10 protein-coding genes and 1 pseudogene are annotated in these 20,304 nt (G+C 34.6%); all 11 read right to left on the bottom strand.

The window, feature by feature from the left end; translation table 11 throughout:
* Positions 1-541: 541 nt before the first annotated feature.
* Positions 542-1,456 (bottom strand): glycoside hydrolase family 17 protein, encoded by a 915-nt coding sequence (locus ACY2RS_RS15115; RefSeq protein ID WP_490099504.1) that lies wholly within the window; start codon positions 1,454-1,456, stop codon positions 542-544.
* Positions 1,457-1,480: 24 nt separating this feature from the next.
* The gene (locus ACY2RS_RS15110; RefSeq protein WP_490099503.1) at positions 1,481-2,899 is read right to left on the bottom strand and encodes an MFS transporter; all 1,419 of its coding nucleotides are present in this window, start codon (positions 2,897-2,899) and stop codon (positions 1,481-1,483) included.
* Entirely contained in the window at positions 2,896-4,401 is a 1,506-nt protein-coding gene (locus tag ACY2RS_RS15105) for a glycoside hydrolase family 30 protein (protein ID WP_490099502.1), read from the bottom strand. The genes ACY2RS_RS15110 and ACY2RS_RS15105 overlap by 4 nt, the downstream gene beginning before the upstream one ends.
* Position 4,402: 1 nt before the next feature.
* On the bottom strand, positions 4,403-5,695 hold the full coding sequence (locus tag ACY2RS_RS15100) for a glycosyl hydrolase family 17 protein (protein ID WP_490099501.1): 1,293 nt from the start codon (positions 5,693-5,695) through the stop codon (positions 4,403-4,405).
* Between the two features lie 11 nt (positions 5,696-5,706).
* Positions 5,707-9,180, bottom strand: coding sequence for a hypothetical protein (locus tag ACY2RS_RS15095; protein ID WP_490099500.1), 3,474 nt, complete (start codon positions 9,178-9,180; stop codon positions 5,707-5,709).
* A 165-nt stretch (positions 9,181-9,345) separates the two neighbouring features.
* Positions 9,346-11,445, bottom strand: coding sequence for an immunoglobulin-like domain-containing protein (locus tag ACY2RS_RS15090; protein WP_490099499.1), 2,100 nt, complete (start codon positions 11,443-11,445; stop codon positions 9,346-9,348).
* Positions 11,446-11,523: 78 nt separating this feature from the next.
* Entirely contained in the window at positions 11,524-12,354 is an 831-nt protein-coding gene (locus ACY2RS_RS15085; protein ID WP_490099498.1) for a glycoside hydrolase family 16 protein, read from the bottom strand.
* 21 nt (positions 12,355-12,375) lie between these two features.
* Positions 12,376-13,782, bottom strand: a complete 1,407-nt coding sequence (locus ACY2RS_RS15080; RefSeq protein ID WP_490099497.1) for a hypothetical protein — start codon at positions 13,780-13,782, stop codon at positions 12,376-12,378.
* Between the two features lie 12 nt (positions 13,783-13,794).
* A complete protein-coding gene (locus tag ACY2RS_RS15075; protein ID WP_490099496.1) occupies positions 13,795-16,962 on the bottom strand; it encodes a glycoside hydrolase family 2 TIM barrel-domain containing protein in 3,168 nt (1,055 codons plus the stop codon).
* Positions 16,963-17,257: 295 nt separating this feature from the next.
* Positions 17,258-20,065 (bottom strand): helix-turn-helix and ligand-binding sensor domain-containing protein, encoded by a 2,808-nt coding sequence (locus ACY2RS_RS15070; RefSeq protein WP_490099495.1) that lies wholly within the window; start codon positions 20,063-20,065, stop codon positions 17,258-17,260.
* 119 nt (positions 20,066-20,184) lie between these two features.
* Positions 20,185-20,304, bottom strand: a pseudogene (locus ACY2RS_RS15065) (type I glyceraldehyde-3-phosphate dehydrogenase); the annotation flags it as partial.

Genomic DNA, 20,304 nt, shown 5'->3' with positions numbered 1-20,304 from the left:
CAGTTTGGATTTAAATCTGATCCAGCTATATCCGCATATTCTCCACTAAAAATAGAAATCACATCTCCAGCATCTCTTGCAGGAGGTGACATTGGATCTACTGTTGGAGCTTGAGAGTACCCATAAGATACAGCCAAAAGAAGAAAAAGTATCATAATTTTTTTCATAGCGATATTGTTTAAAAATTTACATATTAATAAAAAATGAATTGTATGTTTTCGTTATTCTCAAAAATAGCACTATAATAATGAGACATACTCAAAAAGAGCCACTACAAAAAACATACAAGAACTTAAAAAAATCTTTGTTTGGTTATAAAGCTTGCTATTCGTTCAACAAAACCCTCCAAATACAATAGCTTTAGCGTAAAAACCTAAGCTTTTTATTATATCTCAATAATATTGTGTATGGGTAATGTTGGGGTAATTATTTAAGTGTATTTAGCCTTTAATACAAATAATATAAAACACTAATTATCATCATACTATTATTATAAAAGGTGATCATTTATAAAAACTTAAAGTTATGAGATCTATTTTTTCTAAAATTTTAATTGTTCATTCTTATCCCATAGTCCCCAATAGGCACCAACATCGCCTTCATCACCAGTTTTCCATGATTCATCGAATGATGAAAAATAGAAAATAGGAATATTATTTTCCTTAGTCCATTGCATCGCATCAATAAAATATTTCATTGCAGCTTCTTCACCAGCATGAGCTCCTTTAAGATTTCCACCTTCACTAGGCCAGCCCGTCTCTGTAATGATAATAGGCTTCCCCTGAGCAGCATCCACAACTTGCCCATACATAGCTTGCATATGTCCTAAGGAATATTCTATGGGACAACCTTCCCAATAGGGATATAAATTAGCAAGAATAACATCAGAGTTTTCAACTAATTCAGGATGACGAGAAAACTCATAATAAGCATCTACATAACCTACAGGTATATCTAAGCCAGATAAAGCTTCTTTAACTCGTTTTATATAACCTAATAATTCTTCTAATGATAAATCATTACGATATAAGACTTCGTTACCTACTGCAGCAACATCTACATACCCTCCTTTTGCTAACGCTATAAGCCCTTCTATTTCTTTTTCATTATCGTCTTTATCATCACTTAACCAAGCACCCACTAATGTTTTTAATCCATGTTTTTTAGCAATCACTGGTATATGTTCATTTCCTTCAATACAAGAAAAAGAACGAATAGCTCCCGTGTAGGGTTTTAAAATTTTCACCCGACGTTCTACCTGCTCCATACTAATTTCATCTCCAGGTTCTTGACCATCTTCATACATGCTAAAGCAAATACCATGAATACCAGCTTCAAGAGTCATTCTCCAAAGAGTTTTTAATTCTTCTAAAGAGTAGGTTGATAATTCTAAACCTCTAGTATTAATCTGACTATAGCCAGTTGTTTTGTAATATGATTCTTCTCTGTAAGACATTTTGAGTCAATGCTATTAATATGTTTATAATTCTCCTCTTCGCTTTACTAGTTCTTCTTTAATCTCTATAGCTCTAGCTTCATCTAGGGTATACTTCCGCATGATCCATATTGCTAGTGCCGCAGTAAGAACTGGCAATACTATATCTGTGATACGCATTCCCGTAAGTGCTTCAGCAGTTTGTGTTGTAGCCGTAGGATCATAACCAAGTACTTTTAATATAATCCCCGAAAAAACTAAAGCGATTCCTTGTCCGACCTTAATCATCCACCAGTAAATAGCGCCAAAAGTTCCTTCTTTACGAGGCATTCCATTTTCTAATTCATCTAAATCACATACATCGGCAGTCATGGACATCATTAATGTAAATAGACATCCCATACCAAAAGCCATAAATGGTATTGGTAGAAATATCATGTAATAATTTTCGGGGTCAAAGCCCCACCATTTTAAAATATATCCAACTATTGAAATCAATGTAGCATAGATAAATGCTTTACGTTTTCCTAATTTAATTGCCATCGAATTTATGATAGGAATTGCAATAAATGCAGTATAGGCAGCAGTAACAGCTGGAAAAAGAGCTATCCACCATTTTGATGCTCCCCAATCTCCATCAAACATGTAAAAATTGATAATAAAGACACCAAACTCTGCAACAATTTGAAAGCCATTAAAAACTAAGAACGTAGCCAAACATAACTTTACAAAAGGTTTATTTTTTAGCACCAACTTAATACCCGTAAAGATTTTACTCATACTTCTTAGAAGTGCTTTTGGAGTAATTTCTTCTCTACCTTCCATTTTACTAGAATCAATACCTCGGCAAAAAATAGCTGGTAAAATTCCTAGAATAATAATAACAAAACCAGCAACTAAGGCCACAATTCTTACACCTTCTGGCTGTGACGCAAAAAGATCACCGTCTGGTATTAATACATATAAAAAGGGCACTAACATCCAAGCAACCTGACCTATGATATTTGCAAAACTCATTAATCTTGTACGCTCCTTATAGTCTGACGTCATTTCATAGCCTAAAGCGATTAAAGGTGTGGAAAAAATAGTATTACCAAATATTAATAAAATTGAAAAGATTAATAAATACCAAAAATTATACATTTCGGGGTTGGTATCATGAACTTGCCACAATATCATAAATATGGCGCCTGACAGGAGGGCACCAATGAAAATATAAGGCCTCCGTCTTCCATATTTAGAACTAGTATTATCTGATATATATCCCATAACTGGGTCTGTTAAAGCATCAAATAATCTTGGAATACCTACTATAAGACCAGCCAAAACAGTATCCATACCAAATCCGTCAGCAGATTTTAGGATCACCACAAAAACTCCTAGTATACCAGGAATTAAATTATTTACTAAGTGCCCTGCACCGAAGGCGGCTTTTTGACCAATTGGAACTTTAGTAGTACTCATAATGATTCTTTTTTAGTGGTTGGTATTATAATTGTTTGCAATGCTTGTGCATCTATAGCAATATCAACAGATGTATTATCTAGAGAAAGACTGAAGTTTTGCGCTACCTTTCCTTCATTAAAAACAGCAACAGCGATCGTCCCATCTGGATTTTGCACTGCCGTAACTTGTAATGCTTTATTTGTATTTTTCAAGGCAATTACTTGCGCTCCTGGTCTCATATATTTGCTAAAATGAGCCATGGTGTAGTATAAAGGCGTGAAGTAAACCTCATCTGCATCTGGATCAACAATAATAGGTGCCGCACACCAGTTCTTAAACCAGTTTGGACCTCCTTGACGGTCTAGAACCATATTCCAATCTACCCATCCATCTACCCAGTTATTGAGACATCCAATAATATCTCTTGCATATCTATTTACGGGTGCATATTTTGGATGTAGGTATTTTTCATCCTCGGCAGCCCAATCCCAACCCCAATCTGTTGCTTCTTTACTCCAATACCATGCATCATCTTTCCATGCCGGAACTTCAGAATCTACACAGCCTTCGGTTTCTATTAGAAATTTATTGGGTGCTTTGTTGTGCGCATATTGTAATTCTTCGGGAAAGACTTCATAGGTACTCTCATACCAATGTACTGCAGTTCCATCAAAATATTTTGAGGTTTCTTCATTTGCATACATTGAGTCTACCCATTCTTTTAAACCTGCTCTGTTTTGATCGTAGCCCAAAATTATTTTATCACCATGCCCATCTGCCTCTAATTTTGGCCCCAAATGATGCTGTACAAAATTGGTCATCTCATCAGGTGTATAATGCATACTTTCCCAGTTATTACCATTTCCATGAGGCTCATTTTCTACCGTAAATCCCCAAATCGGAATACCTTCGGCCTCGTAAGCATCTACATACTTTGAAAAGAACAATGCCCACGTATCATAATATTTCGGCAATAATTTACCTCCAACCCATTCGTTATTATCTTTCATCCATGGCGCTGCAGTCCAAGGTGAAGCAAAAATTTTAAAACCATCCTCAGATACTTCCATAGCATCTTTAATCATGGGTATTAAATCGTCTTTATCATCTTTAATGGTAAAATGCTCTAACTGCATATCACCTTCAACTGGAGAATAGGAATACTGTGATAATGAAAAATCACAAGAATTCATATGGGTTCTTGTGAGAGAATAATTAGCCCCTTCTTTTGAGAAATATGCATTCAAGATAATGTCTCTATTCTTTTTGCTTAGCTTATTCAAGAGGTAGGCAGATGACTCTGTAAATGCGCCTCCAAACCCAGTTATTGTTTGCAGCTTTTTTTCGGGTAATAATGTTATAGTATCTTTTGAAGCTATTTCAGAAAACTTAGTAATAGCGGTTAATTTTTTTCCACTTGCTGAAGTTTCAAAAACCTCAACCTGCAATGGCTCTTTAGTTGCACAAGATGTTAACATTCCCATTAAAATTAATACTATGTATCGTGATGAAAATTTCATATTAATGATTTGCAGTGATTTCTTTTTTTACAGGAGGTAATTGAACTTCAAGCAAAAGATTTTCTTTAATCCCATCATAAGTTTTAACAATAGGGTTCCCCCCTCTTTTAAGTTTGCTAAAAATACCGGCATCTACTAAATCCCATAGTGCATATTTTGCTTTACCATCTACTGTAAATAAACCAAAATGGTTTTCTGAACCTCCCGGATTTTGAGCATCTTTCCATGGTTCATCAAAAGCTTCAAAATAAAAACACGCCATCTTTTCTTTAGCAGTCCATTCACGTATGTTTTTATAAAAAATTGCCTCTTTATATTCATCAGTTGCTTTAGATCCCTTTGGTCCGTAAAACCCATTTGAAGCACTTGCCCAACCAGTTTCACCAATATGTATAGGTTTGTTAAGTCCTATACTTTTCATATATCCAGCAACACTATCTACTTGAGAAATAGCATACGCAGTTGCTCGCTTCATAGCTACATCTACTTTTTCTACACCAGACAATTTGGATTCTTCTCCAAAAACTCCCCAAAAAACTGGATTGTAATGGGTGTCATGCATAGGATATGTATGTACAGACAAATAATCAACAGCTGCTATTAACTTTTCAAGATCTTTAACATGGTATTGGTTTTCACCGCCACCCCAAGAGGCAAAATTATCAGAACTAGTTACCCATAGATCTTTGGACAACAAGCCCTCTTTTTTTAAATTTTGCAAATGGTTTACCCATTTTAGAATAACGTTTGGTTGCACAAAATAAGAAGTGGCCCATTTTACCATCGCCTCATTCCCTACAGCTATTATTTTTACGATATCTGGATATTGATTTGCCAAAGCAACCGCTCGTTCTATTTCTTCTGCGTTATAGGCACTTTCCTCAAAGTGATTCACAGGTTGATCTGTCCAAGCATTCTTACAATCTATCCAAGCTCCTAACATGACATACATCTCAAATGTTGAATCTTCCTTCTTTAATTCGTCAATTGCTTGCAATACATTTGATGCATGCGCTAGTCTAACATTGTAGGTTCTCAAGACTCTTATTCCCATCGCAAAAAGAAGCTTCATATCCTCTTTGAGCTCAGCAATTGTAGGCTGAATTTCTCGAGTTGATTTACGATAACCCCCATAAGAAATGGCTATATAATCTGGGTTGCCTAAAATCTCTTTTGCTGTGACTTTATTTTGCATAGGTATATTTGGAGTGTGTTCTTCTTCTTTATTTTTTTTACATGACAAGACAAGAAAAACTATCGATAGTGCTATTGATATGTGTTTTAGTGTCCTCATAACATGCTTATTTATTTTAATAGGTCTCTTTTGATATGAGCTTCAATCTTACTAATTGCTCCCGAACGATCAAACACTAACTGACTTACATCATTATCTATACTCAGGCCATGAAATTGTTTGGTACTGCCATCTTTGTAGAAGACTTGTACGTTTTCTTCTTCGGAAATTTTATATATCACTGGTACTTGGCAGTAGGTGAAGCATAGTGCATCTTTTGGAACAAGCATTTGCTTATTTTCTTTTGAAATCGTTACATAGTTAAACGTCTTTTCTTCCTTAAGAAACTCAATTTCTCTTAACAAGCAAGGATTAAAATATATCTTTCCATGACTAACAAAAACACCCAATTCACCAAACCTGCTTAGAATATCTTCTTTTACTTGACCTGTCATTCCAGGTTGTTGCGCTCCCTTTCCTGCAGGTGTATGAGAATAGGGATCTGTAGGAAAAGCTCCATACAAGGATGGTGACTTATGCACACCTATTCCCTCATTAATTTCATAGTAGTGTTCTAATAATCTACCTATAACCTCCTGAGATTCTTCATCTCTTATAGCTCTAAGGCAACATTCTTGTGTTGCTAAAAGTAACTTAGAAACCATATGCCAATAAATTGAACCTAGTCCTTCGTAACCATAAAATGTACCCGAACGTCCCGTAAACGCCTTGTGATTAAAGACCTTTTCATAAATTCGAAGAACATTAGAAGTATCTGATTGTAAAAGTGCATCGTATTTAGATCCTGATAATGAAGCTAAGGCCTCTTTTACATCATTCGCATTCTTCAAATACCCATTAAAATGATATACATCATTAATATCTTTTTCAACTATTTGGATGTTTTCATCTGCAACTAATTGCTGTAATAATGGAGATGATACTACTTCCTCATTAGGAATGATATTACGTTTTAAGAACCCTTTTAGCTCTTTATTTGGGTACAACAAATAACTGTATTGATCTGGCCTAAAAAGCTTACTTTTTTTCATTCCATCGAGTACTGCTAGCACTTCTTTTGAAGATAAATACCCAGAACTCAATACAGCCACTTGACCTTCTAACATTTCATCTAGGTGAGATATAGAAATACTTTTTGAGTCATTAATAGTCATCAAGTTGTAGGCGTGATACAGGGTATCTGAACGTTTGTTTGCTCGTATTGAATGTTCCAAAAACTGATTACTTATTGAAAATAATTCGTTTACATCATGCAACCTTATAGTTGTTTTTCTGCCAGAAAATGATTTTTCATATACATGTAATCTATAGGTACTTCCTGCTTGACCCAACCCATCTAAAACTTGTTTCCTATCACTATCATTTATAGCGGTCGATAACAAGTTTTGATGTGTTTTAAAGGTCTCAAAAACTGAATTGAAAAAAGTAGCTAATTCTGATGAAATATCAACAGTTTCTGTAGTTGTGTGTGCAAAAATATGGTCGAAAAATGTAAGGAAGCGTCTTAAATAGTATAGCGTTACCATAGAGACACCATTCCCTACTAATGCATTATTGGCGTCATTCCATTCTGGACGTTGTGTACTCATCCAAATACCAGCCTCAGGTATAAAATTAGAAAGTTTTGCTAGTGTAGTGGCTAATATCTTTTCAATAAAATTTACTTTAACTATAAACCTATTTTCGTCACGCAATAAGGCACCATCTGCTCCTAATTCTAATCTTTGTTCACGTATTTTAGTATCTGAAGATTCATCAAACTCAATTGTGTCTTTAGGATCTTGTAAAAGCTCTTGATAGGCTTTAATTTTATAGGGAACATTTGCATATACAAACAAATCTTTGGTAAAGAAATGTTCTAATCTTCCAGGTTTGTGACCTTCTATTAATTCTAAAAATTTTAGCAGATAAATAATTTGATGATCTCCCCAATAGCCTATATAAGACCAAGGATCGTCTGGCTCTATCGTCTCCCAATCAAAACCATCTTTCGTGACACGATAAGGGTTATAACCATCGAATGTTGTTGCGTTTAGAAACTTATGAATCATACTTTCAATAAACTCTGGATAGGAAACTGCCAAAGCTTCCCAGTTTTGAAATATATCACGCCAGTTTCCTTCGTAGTCTAAAATTTTTGATCCATCAACTTCACTTTTCGTATTGATAGAAAATTTGTTCCATGGCCTACTAGGATCACCATGGCGTCTACTAAATTTTAAAGGCATATATTCTAAACACAAACGCCTAAAATTCTTATCATCTGTAGTATTAGCTAATTCTTTTATTGTAGAAAGTGTAATTATTTCTGGTAAGCCATTTACAATTTGTTCTGTAGTTCTTGCTACCTTCTTATTGGCTTTTGCGAGATATTTTTGAAAATCCCAGGTTTCGATATTATAATTATCATCAAAGATTCCTCCACGCATTATATTAAATAAGGTATTAGAATAATGACGCGTATCTCTTAGTTTATCGGAAGAAAGTTGTAATGCATCTGAAGCAGCATTTAAGGCTAATAAGCGTTGTGTTCCTATATCAATTTTTTCATTAATACGTTGGTATAGGTTTTTTTCATTTTTAATGCTGTGTATGCGTTTTGCTATAGAAGCATGATTTTCATTTACATCAGCAACAATCATCCATTCTTTAACTTCATTTGGAGAAACTAAAATTTCCGAAGAAATAAAATACCCCCCTTTTTCTCCTTTGATATCAGTCTCTTCTTGAATGGGTTTCTTTTTTCTAAATGCATTAAGCTGAAGAGAGGAAAGTAAATATGTTGCATTATCTAATCCCAAAGACCAGGCTATGGAAGCTTTTAAAGCTTCACTAGGCTCTGCCTTATCGACAATAATTGCACTTAAAGCAAAGATTCCTAATCCTGAGGTTTTATCTAACTCACTGCGCTTATAGGCGTCAACAAGATTACTACTGGCGCTTTGTAAATCACTCCCAACTCCATACGGCAATATATTTTGAATTCCATCTAACACATGTACACGTACCTGATGGTTTGAAGTATTGATTAGTTCTGATTTTTTTATAAAACCATAAGTGTTGGTTGAATTCCATTGGTATCTAAATGTAAGCTCAAGATCATGGTTTATCTCTTCGAACATCACCTTATTTCCATACTCGTTTTTGTATAAATTTCTTGTAGTGTTATGAATCCCTTCGTAGCGATCTGAAAAAGGTTCCCAAATATGAACAACTCCATTTTTATGAACTTGAAAAATAGACTTACTTCCAGTAATCTCTGCGGACTCGGTTATTTTATCGTCTGTATAATATGGAAACAATGAAGATTCTGCGGTTCTTCTTCCAGCAGTTAGTGCGCCATTACTTGAAATAAACATCCAATGGTTAGAATCGCTTACAATACTCATAAAAAAGGGACGCATGGTATCGCTATTGGCAATTTTAAAAAATCGCTCATTTTGAATCATCACATGCGCTATTGAATTATTTGTATTCACTTCGCTATTTGTTGTGTTATCTTCTATAACTGCTTGGTTGTGCATTGTCTTTTTTTAGCTAATTTTTATTCTTTTTGAAATAAACTCTTGAAGAATTGTTTATTTCATTTACATACTTTCTTTGGTCTAATTAAAAAATTGACTAATGATAGCGTATTTAAATGCGGTCTTAAAATTTCATTAAGACCGCATTTCTATTATTTAGTTTACTTATTGCTGAATTATATCATCTATATAATATACAGCACCAGGATTTACAGGCACTTGATTATCTGGATCAAAATCTGGGAATACTGCAATTCTTTTAAAAGTATGCGTCGGGTTAGGAATCGATCCAGGATCTCCAGTACCATCTGGTATTGTGAAATCGAAAGTTAACGTCACCCACTCATTTGCAGAAGGAATTGTAACATCCCTATTAGATGTTGGGTTTCCTGCCCCACCACTATCGTTATCTTCTATTTGAAAACGAACATTTGCACCAGCGGTAGGTGACCATATTTTCAACGTAAATGTTAGTCCGTTTGCTAAATCTACTAATGGTGTCGCTGACACAGTGTCATCATACACAAAACCAGAATACCACTCTGACCCTTGCACTTTATTAAATTCTAATACTCTAGAAGAAGTATTTGCCCCTGAAGATTGAGGGTTTGCAATGTTTGCTACTGTTGCTCCATTGTCAAAAGCTATAAAAGGTGGTGTTGCTCCTTCTTCAAAAGTAAATGGTAATTGAAGTGGATCACCGCCACCGGTACCGCCACCTCCTTTATAGAAATAGATATTATCTAGATACACATCAAATGGAGTTGTATTTGCAGAACCATCTGCATTAAACTGACCATTAAAAATCATTTGAGAGACAGCATCCCAAGTCATTCCTGTAAAGTCTTCTATTGGCAAATCAACACTACTCCAAGTACCTGGAGCAAGAGGAACATTTACCTGTACTTCATTTTCTCCTGTCCCCATATTGATAGGACTTACTCTTACTTGTCTTTGAGTGTCGGCAGCTACCCAGATATCTACATGTAAAAACTCCATAGAAGAAAGATCGTAAGAAGCTCCAAAATCGGTCCCTTGGAAATCAAAGTTTAAATACCCTAATGCTAAGTTACCATCTCCAGGGTCATAGCCAGTATTAACCATCATATGACCTGACTGTCCCCAATCTGGATCGTAATCGTTAATAAGTATATTTGTGTAGGACTCTCCGTAAATTCCAATAACATCTTCAGGATCTCTTGTTGGTGGTATTGGAGCAGAAGTAATAGGTCCTGTAGGCACATCAATAACATTAACAACTCTCGTAACTTGTTCTGCTGGATTTCCAGACACATCACTCACATCGTAAGTAATGGTATAAGTTGCTATTACATTTGTGTCAACCGTATCTCCACCTACAACGATACTAGCAGAAATATCACCATCAATATTGTCTACAGCTGTTGCGCCTGGATCTTCAAAAGTGTCTCCAACTATAACAGTAACAACAGCATCTCCGATTAAAGTAATCACTGGAGGTGTATTATCTACAGTTGCAGTTTGTCTAATATCATCTATATAAAAAGTTCCAGCTGTTGTTCCAGGTGCATCAACAAATAAAGTGAGCACCGAAAAAGAATCTGAAGAACTGAACGTAAATATTATTTCTTCCCAACCAGTACCGTTGTGTGTTGTAGTAACTTCAGAAAAAGTACCATCTGCATTTTCTAGTTTCGCTAAAACATCTACAGATGCATTTGACCAAAAATTAGCTTGTATTGTTTTATCTGTTTCAAGAACCACTGGTTCTCCTAAATTAAAGAAAATACCTTCAAATTGATTCCCAGAATTTGTGATTCCAGCTACTTTAGAAACACTAGCATTAGATCCAGAAGGGTCTGGGTTATCTAAAATTTCAAAACTAGCACCATTAAAAGCAGTTGCATCATAGATGACATTTTCTTCATCGAAGGTAATAGGTAAGGTTACAGGTAGCGGGATATCGATTATAATAGTATCCTCAAAAGTAGACGTTGAACCTGCCTCATTTTTTGAAGTAAGTACGATTGTATACGTGCCTGTTTCATAGGTCTTAATTGGATTTATTTCGGTAGAAGTAGTATCATCTCCAAAGTCCCATGAGTAACTATTTGCATCTGAAGATGTATTTAAAAAGGTTACTGTACCCGTGCTTTGATTAATGGTATGCGTAAATCCAGCAACCACTTCAGGTAGTTCACTATCATCATCTTCATTACATCCAATAAAGGATATTAATAAAACGAATGCTAAAAAAAACTTAGTATTTTTTGTAAAATGTTTCATGAGTAGTAATTTATTTTGTTAGCAATTTTTAAGACAACTTTTGATTGCTGCTTTTTAATTATTTATTTCAAAGGTTTTTTATCTGTATACACGTACATAATCTATTAGCATAGTTTGAGGAAATGTAGTTTCTTCGTTTGGTAATCCAACAAATGATCCTCCAACAGCAAGATTCATGATAATGAAAAAGGGACGATCAAAAACCCATTCACCTGGAACATCATCTGGTGTAATTTGGTTGTAAAGAACATCATCAACATAAAAGTTTATAGATTCTGGAGACCACTCAATTCCAAAAATGTGAAATCCAGCATCAAATCGATCATTTTCTAAAGTATAACTTTTTGTAATTGACTCACCAGCAGAATATCCAGGACCGTGAACGCTTCCAAGAACTTTAGTTGGTTCTTGACCTCTGTATTCCATAATGTCTATCTCTCCACAATTAGGCCAAATAACTTCCTCACAGTTATTTCCTAACAGCCAAAACGCTGGCCAAATACCTTGCCCATAAGGCAATCTCATACGAGCCTCAAAACGGCCGTACTTTTGCTCAAACAAACCTTCGGTTTTTAATCTTGCAGAAGTATATGAAGCGCCATTAAGTGATTCTTCATTTGCAGTAATTAGTAGATAGCCATTTTCAACTTTTACATTTTCTGTCCTGTCTGTGTAGTATTGTAGTTCATTATTTCCCCAGCCATTTTCTCCTGTTCCAATATCATAGGTCCATATAGAGCTATCTGGTGCGCCATCTACATCAAACTCATCCTGCATTATGATGCTATTTAATGTTGTGACAGTCTGATCTTCGTCTGTTTGGCAAGCACTAACTAATACCAGCATTATTAGTAAACAGCTATTTACAAGTATTGCCTTTATGTTAGTAGTATTATTTAATTTTTCCATGTCTTTATTTTTTAAAATTTCCTATTCATTGTAGAAATAAATATTATCAACTAAAATTGTATCTATTGTAAAGTCTGAAATGAAGAAGAACAGTGATAAATTAGATGTAGTCACTCCAGTAAAATCTGAAAGTGGTCTGTCTATACTTACCCATTGACCAGCGACTAAATCTTCTGCAGGGATCGTAATACTAGCTTCATCTTCTGATCCATCTGGGTTCTGTGCTAGTAATAAAAATCTTATAAAATCACCAGAGTCAATCATTGCATCTTCTACTTTAATATCGAAATGCAGGTTTGCCATACCTGAGGCATTTACCCTGTTTAGGGTTTTTAAAGCAACAAAATTAAGATCTGTATATCGAATTATATTATCTCCATTAATTGTGATATTACCTCCTTGGGTAGTTTGTCCGTCGGGAGTAAAGAATCCATTATAATACTCTATTGCTGCAGTATCATAGGCATCACTAAATACAGCAACAACATCGTTAGGATCTCTAGGTGGCGGCAATGGTGCAAAATCAAACTCCCCTACAACGTTCATGTTTAGTCCCCCGGAAGCAGCAACATTTCCTAAAGTGGCTGTTATAGATGCAAGACCTTGACGTATTACTGATATCACTCCTAACTCGCTAACTCTGGCTACCTCAATATCGGTAGAATTAAAAGAGAAATAAGATGGTGCTGCATTTACAGTTAGGTTTTGTCCTGATGCCAAATTAAATGTTTGTGTTAATCCTGCCACATCTATAGGAACACCTATAAAAGCATCTACATCTGAACTTTCGCCATTAAATATAGCTGGTCTTGGTTGTCCTAAAGTACCTAATTTTTCAAATTTCACTTCATCTAACCAAAACGTATATCCTAGACCTCCTGTGTTTTGGGTTCCTGTTGAGTACCATAACACTCCCCTTTCTTCAATTAATTTTGATGGATCTGGGATTGGAATAGTATATTTCACCCAGTTAGTACTTAGGCTTATGTTTGTTACAGATGCCTGATATTTATTTTCTTCAAAGTCTTGACCAAAACCCATCTCATCTATAACTACTCCTTGACTTGCTTTTGCCCAGAATGTTAATGCATCATATTCGGTTAAATTACGTCCAGCCCCATCAATTCTAAAAATTGCACCTGCGTAATTTCCGTCAGGATCATCCGCATTAGGTACATCAATTCTCATAGAAGCGCTCCCTTCAAAACTTACTTGATCATCTACAGAAAAAGCAGTGAGTTTAGAACCCAGAAATGGAAAGTAGAAATCACTTCCAAGACCAACTGGTGTATCTGTGAAAATTTCTCCAGTGGTAGAAAAGGTAGCAAAAGTAGCATCACTAGAAAGTTCCCTTTCACAACTTAATAAAGCTACAAAAGCAAAACCTATTGCAACTACTTTTAATTTTATATGTCTAATAGCCTTCATAATCTATTTTATTTATTTGCCTATATTAATATGTACGTATGTTCTAATCTCCCATTCGCTTCCATCATCAAACCCAACGTTACTAATTGTTGGCTCTGGTGGGAATGTATTTGGAGCAACAGCATTTGGTGAGTATCGTGGTGAAAATTCGTTGAGGGTACGCCATGTTCCACGAATTCCTACTTCTGTACTTGGTAAAATAAACCAATCTGGCTTCCCTAAGGTAGTAGAAAGATCAAGCATTAGTTGTACAGGGTATGTTAAGTTAAAATCTCTGTGATAATCAAAAGGTCCCCAGTCGTTTAGCTTAAACGTATGCATAACCTTGATGTTTTTATAAATAACTCTTAAATCGTATCCATAGCGTTCTATTGTCCTATCACTATCACCGTTAGCTTGCGCATTACCCACATATAAGTTTGCAATAGCTGCTAGGTCTGGACTAATTTTAGTAACAATCCTTGAATTAGCCTCCCATAAATCTTGTGCAGGGGCTGCATTTGGAAATGCAAAGAATTGACGATTGGCAAGAAAACCAATATGAGCATCTTGTGCTGTTGGATGGTGTCGGTATACAAAACCTAAATTAAATGCTAGTTTAGCGTCTTCAGCTCTATCATTATCCCATGCATACATCCAAGTACCTGGAGTTGGATCGAATGTAACTAACATTTCCCCAGCTGTTGTTTCTCTATTTCCTCTTACTGCAAACGGATCATCAATAAAGTTTCTCAATCTTCCAGGAGCCTCAATATCTGATGGCATTGCTGCTACGATTGGCTTTTGCCACAAGAAATTAGGTGCTATTTGCCAATTTCCAAAACTATAGGTAGCTCCGGCCAAGACATTAGTTTGATTACCACTACCACTATCTTTTAATTTCCAACCGGTGAACGTTTGTGTTGCATCAGCTCCGCCATTCGCAACGAGCCCCATAGCAGCTCCTTGAATGTAAGCATTAAATTTTCCTCCTGAGTAAGTGATTTTAGCTTTCCCTCCCCAATTATCATCTGAGTTGATTATATCATTATAAACAACATAATTCCCAGAGGTTCCAGTAACATCTTGAAAAGTACTTCCATTTAATGGATTTCCGCCCCACATACCTCCTAATATAATTCCAAACTTACCTATATCTCGCTCTAAAACCAGTGAAGCTCTCTCTGTTGCCCAAGGTGGAATTACACCACTACTTACTTGATTTGCGTCTAAAACTCGACGACCATTTTCATCAAATGACACCTCAGTTTGCATATCTCTGTGATAAATACCCGTAACATCCCAATTGGCAATTTTACGGCTATACTTTAATAGGGCTGTAGGATTCGCACCCCACCATAGCTGTGGGCCATAAGCAGCTTTTAAACCATTTAAAGCTCCTTTTCCATCAACTTCGAGTCCTAAAATTTCACCATTATAGATATCTAAATTAGGCCCATAATTTGCTTCTGGATAGAAGCCAAAGAAATCCCCTTCATATTGCCAATGGTAATGCCCTTTCCTGTAAAACCCTCTTACATCAAAGTTTTTAGTATTCCATTCAAAACCTGCATTATATACCTGCACCCTATTTGCGTCTTCAATAGTAACTGTTCCATCTTCAGAATTAACATCTAAACGTCTACCTCTATTTTCGTAAAAGATTTCATCAATTGGATTCTCAGCAACATTTCCTAGAACATTTACATTTACTTCTGCACGCAGATTTGGAGCTGGATTTGCTTCTACTCCTATAAAAAAAGATTCCATATGATCAAAACCTAATTCGTTTGGAAAAACTTGCTCATTGGGATCTGCTGTATCTGGAGTTGTGATTAAACTACCTCCAGTATTAAACGTTTTAAACTCTGCTCTAAGATTGCTTAATCGAATTTTACCGCTACTCTCACCAGATAAAGCGGCTTTATCTCCTCGAGCTTTTAATACCGCGTCCATTAACTCAATACCGTCAAAGTGATTATTTAAAAACTCTGGCGTTACGCCTTCTCCGTAAGGATCTAATCTATGCACTTCCTGTAAAGCATAATATGCTGCACGTGGATACAATGTATACAAACCTCTTGCATCTGTGGGTCCTTTGGCACATATTCCAAACCACTCTTCATTCATGTTCAAGTCTCCTGGCTTTTCCTGATCTCTATTATATCCATTACTTGGCCAAACAGCTACATTGTCATGAACATCTAAATTTTTAGTTTGTCCATATTTCCACCAACCATCAGAGAATTGAAAAGTAAAACCACCCAGTGAGTTACCTACTTTTCCTTGTCCAGCTGCATTTTGGTAAATTTCTTTCCAGTTTCCTAAATCGTAATAAGCCTGTGTATATTGATCTTCCTTGTTGTCTCTTGCATTAAATGCATCAGCTCCAAACTCAGCAAATAATACTGGTTTATTTAACTTCTCCTTTATTTCTTGGAAAGCGTTTCCAAACGAAATACCACGGTACATGTTTGTACCATAAATATCAATGTCCTTACATTCTTCAGCAATAATGTCTATAAAACCTAGATCACCATTACAAATAGCAACTGGATGCGTAGTATCGATTTCTTTGATTGCTATGGTTGCATCGTTCATAGCTTTATATAAGTGTCTTGCTGCAACAGAATAATCGTCAGCTGCTATTGGAATAGCTTCTGTTTCGGCACCTGTCCAAGATAAATGGTAGTTATTTTCGTTTCCAATCATATACACTAAAAGACCAGGTGTGTTTTTATAAGAATTTGCCATATCAACGGCTTCTTTCATCAAAACCTCACGTGTAGCTGCGTCTGCATAATCTGTCTGAGGTGTCCAAGCGCCATTGATATTAAGACCATATGCCCCAAACGTGATATTAAGCATTGTGTAAATACCATAATTCTCATATATGTATCGTACCCATTTAGGCTTAAGATTATAAGTTCTAATAGCGTTAACTCCCATGTTCTTTAACAAAGACATTTCAGCATCAAGTGCAGATTTAATAACATCATCAGATCTATTCCAAATTCCAGGATCAGTTATGGTAGTACCAATAGGAACATAATCCCAGTTTACCCCATTTATAATAAAGTCTTTTCCATTGACAACTAATTTCGTTCCTTGATCATTTTCTACTAAAGAAACTGGGTTCGTTTGAGAAAATAAAATAGAAACGCTTAAAGAAAAAATTAATAGTAAGAGGTTATTTTTCATTTGATGTGTTTTTAGTGTAAGATGATTTACATGTAGCATAAACTTAAAATAGCACACGTATCCATGTTTTGACACTGTCAATTTACAGGTAAATATTCCGAATTTGATAAAAAATAGTGCTACAAAATATATACATCGTAAAAAAAAGAGCCTTTTTTTGCAGTAATACCTTATAAAGTAATAGGAAACATGAAGAACTAATGTTTGCCACTAATACAAATTACAGCATTTAATAATGGAATGTTGTGGTAATGTTGTGTTGTTGTATGGTTGTATGGCGCGAAAAACCAATGCTTTAAATTTCCAATATATAGTTTGTTAAGCTTATCTCGTGAGATAGTTCCATTTTTTTACGAAGCCTATAACGCTTTACCTCTACACTTCTTGGAGAAATATTTAACAAAGGAGCAATCTCCTTTGAAGATAAATTCAATCTCAGATATGCGCATAATCTAAGATCATTTGGAGTCAATAAAGAATGTTTAGATTTTATCTTTTTTAGAAAGTCTTTGTCGGCATGATTAAATGCTTCTTCGAAAAATTTCCAGTCTTCTTTATCATTTATTGAATTGTCAATTTTGTTTAATAATGGTTTCAAATTTTTTTCTGTTCCAAGAGATAAAAGATCATCTTTAAACTCATTTAGCACATTATTCTTCTTAATCATAGACATTGTCGAAATAGCTAACTCTCTATTTCTTGCTTTAATATCTTGTTCCAACTTCTCATTTTTGAGCTGTATAATTTCTTTTTGATTTTCTAATTCTTTCAAGGCAATTTCTTTGTTGCTTTTTTCTAACAACCTCTTTTTATGCTTCTTAAAATTTTGTTTGTATCCTGCATTAATTGCTATAAAAAATAAAACAAATAAAATCCCATAAGCAAACAAAGCATAATTCGTTATATACCAAGGACGCTTAATTTCAAAAGCATAAGAGGCAATTTTTTCTTGAACTTGATTATTTACTTTAGCTCTAACGTTAAAAACATAAGAACCGTAATCTAGGTTTTCATAAGAAATAGAAGCATTCGAAGTCCAATCATTCCATTGACTGTTGTTTTCACTTCCATCTAATTTATATTGATATTGAGTAGTGATATATTTATCATATTCTGGAACACTAAATTCGAAGAAAAAAGAATTTTGTGTAGACTCAAATTCGGATTGCTTTATTTGATTGATGGGTGCAACTTTTTCTTTAGAAACACCAACACTTACCTCATCCAAAAAAACCATATATTCATTTTGATATACTGCATTAATATCAAATAATAAATATCCGTTTGAGGCTCCCATCAAATAAGTATTGGAAGAAAGTTTAGATATATTTTCATAGCCCTTTTTTTCATTTCTCAAATCAAAAGTAATTGGTATTTCTGTAACCTTATACGAACCATTAAGAGGGATTTTATTTACATATACAATCCCGTTTTTTGTAAACATCCATAATTTTTCGTTGGCATCATTAATCAGTTTACCAGAAACATACTTATTATTCGAAAAAATAGCACTTAACTCACTATTTAGAGTAAAGGTATCCTTGAGAACATCATAACTATACAAACCTTTTTCATTTGCATAAAAAATAACATCATCAAAAGATATAATACTCGAGTTTGATCCTTTTAAAACAGAGGTATCTTTTTTCTTTGTAACTACTTCTGTAAAATCTAAATTAAGGTCTAATTTATAAACTCCTTTGTATTCGTGACTTACCAAAACCTTATGAGTATCTGCAAACTCTATATATCTCGAAGATATATCAAAACCATTCACCTTACCATTTAAACTCCAATTAGCTCCTTCTTTTTTCAACGTATACAAACCATTATAAGTACCCTGCAATAAAAGAGAAGGATTATTTGGAATATCCCTTAGAACCCACGCACCTCGTACCGATGAAATTAATGTTGCCTTTTCTTTATTAATTTGAAATGTTCCTACATTATGACCACAAAGCAATGTATTTCCCACTTGTTTTAAGTACCAAACTTGACCATTAGTTCCCTTAATTAACTTAAAATCATCAACCTTATTCATCGGTTTGTAAAACAATCCTTGATTGGTTCCTAGGTATAATGTATCATTAAAGACAATAGACGCATAGGTGGTCCCTAAATACCCTCTACGATCAATATAGTTTGTAATTGAAGAGGCAATATTTACACAATCAATACCATTATCTAGACCAACCCAAACATTCATGTCTTGATCTTCAAACAAAGTTAAAGCTGTATTACCTCCTAAACCATTAAATTTATTTATTGTCTGAAGAAGGGTTCCTTCTTTAGAATATCTTAAAATTCCATTACCAACAGTCCCAATTACAAAAGAAGTATCAGACAGTATTATCGCAGTATATATACTGAAATTAGAAAACTCAACATTTAAATTAGGTTTCCAAGGAATTACGTTTTCATTATCTATTTCAAATAATCCATTCTTTTGAGTAACTGCGATTGTCTTTTTATCAATTGAAAGAACATTTACAATGATATCATTGTTGAAATTAGATGCTTCAAACACTAACTTTTTCTTTCCATTTGTGATGGTGTACAATCCTTCATTCAATACATAGAAGTAAATACTATCTGCAACTTTAAATAATTTATGTATAGTATTTTCTGATGAAATTACAGAAAACTCATTTGTCAAAGTATTAACAATATAAATATTACTTAAAGATTGAAACAACATCCAATCACTATAATGTACTACAGTCCAGAATTGTTCGTCTTCTAATAGTGGTATTCCTAATGTTGTAGGTATAGAAACGTATTGTTGTGCTTTATCATCCTCATTTGTATAGTATCCGAAATCCATATAACTCCCAATATAGACCTTATCTTCATGTGCAAGGACTGATCTAACAATAGTATTATTTGGAGATGGAAGCAAAGCCCATTTAGCACCATTATACGTTAGCAAACCCTCGTTATTAGCAATATAAATTAACTTTTCGGCATCTTGACTAATCCCCCAATTTTGAGTTCCTGCTTTATAAATTTCAGGAGGATAATACGTTACAGGAGGTAGTTCTTGTGATGTACTTGGAATTGTGTAGCAAAACAAAAGTAGATAAGCAAGAAATAAAATTCGCATCGTATGTTGTAGTATTTTTTTTATAAAAATAGTGAAATAATACTACAACAAACAAAGAGGCGAAATACTAGAAGGATAAAACTCGTTATTCTTGCGCTTTGTATCCTATACAATTCAATTTAAGAAAGCGATGCAACATGCGCAGCTAGTTCAATTAATTTGGCGGAGTAGGCATACTCATTATCATACCAAGCCACTAACTTGAAAAAGTGGTCATTTAATGCTATTCCAGATCCTGC

The sequence above is a fragment of the Patiriisocius sp. 208BN25-11 genome, from assembly GCF_058147145.1.
Note: the sequence above shows the minus strand (reverse complement) of the source record. Positions and strands in the feature narration are given on the sequence as shown.

What these genes read in the sequence shown, in the direction of transcription:
- ACY2RS_RS15115 (WP_490099504.1), bottom strand. Translation starts at nt 1,456, where the DNA reads ATGTCTTACAGAGAAGAATCATATTACAAAACAACTGGCTATAGTCAG.
- ACY2RS_RS15110 (WP_490099503.1), bottom strand. Translation starts at nt 2,899, where the DNA reads ATGAGTACTACTAAAGTTCCAATTGGTCAAAAAGCCGCCTTCGGTGCA.
- ACY2RS_RS15105 (WP_490099502.1), bottom strand. Translation starts at nt 4,401, where the DNA reads ATGAAATTTTCATCACGATACATAGTATTAATTTTAATGGGAATGTTA.
- ACY2RS_RS15100 (WP_490099501.1), bottom strand. Translation starts at nt 5,695, where the DNA reads ATGAGGACACTAAAACACATATCAATAGCACTATCGATAGTTTTTCTT.
- ACY2RS_RS15095 (WP_490099500.1), bottom strand. Translation starts at nt 9,180, where the DNA reads ATGCACAACCAAGCAGTTATAGAAGATAACACAACAAATAGCGAAGTG.
- ACY2RS_RS15090 (WP_490099499.1), bottom strand. Translation starts at nt 11,445, where the DNA reads ATGAAACATTTTACAAAAAATACTAAGTTTTTTTTAGCATTCGTTTTA.
- ACY2RS_RS15085 (WP_490099498.1), bottom strand. Translation starts at nt 12,354, where the DNA reads ATGGAAAAATTAAATAATACTACTAACATAAAGGCAATACTTGTAAAT.
- ACY2RS_RS15080 (WP_490099497.1), bottom strand. Translation starts at nt 13,782, where the DNA reads ATGAAGGCTATTAGACATATAAAATTAAAAGTAGTTGCAATAGGTTTT.
- ACY2RS_RS15075 (WP_490099496.1), bottom strand. Translation starts at nt 16,962, where the DNA reads ATGAAAAATAACCTCTTACTATTAATTTTTTCTTTAAGCGTTTCTATT.
- ACY2RS_RS15070 (WP_490099495.1), bottom strand. Translation starts at nt 20,065, where the DNA reads ATGCGAATTTTATTTCTTGCTTATCTACTTTTGTTTTGCTACACAATT.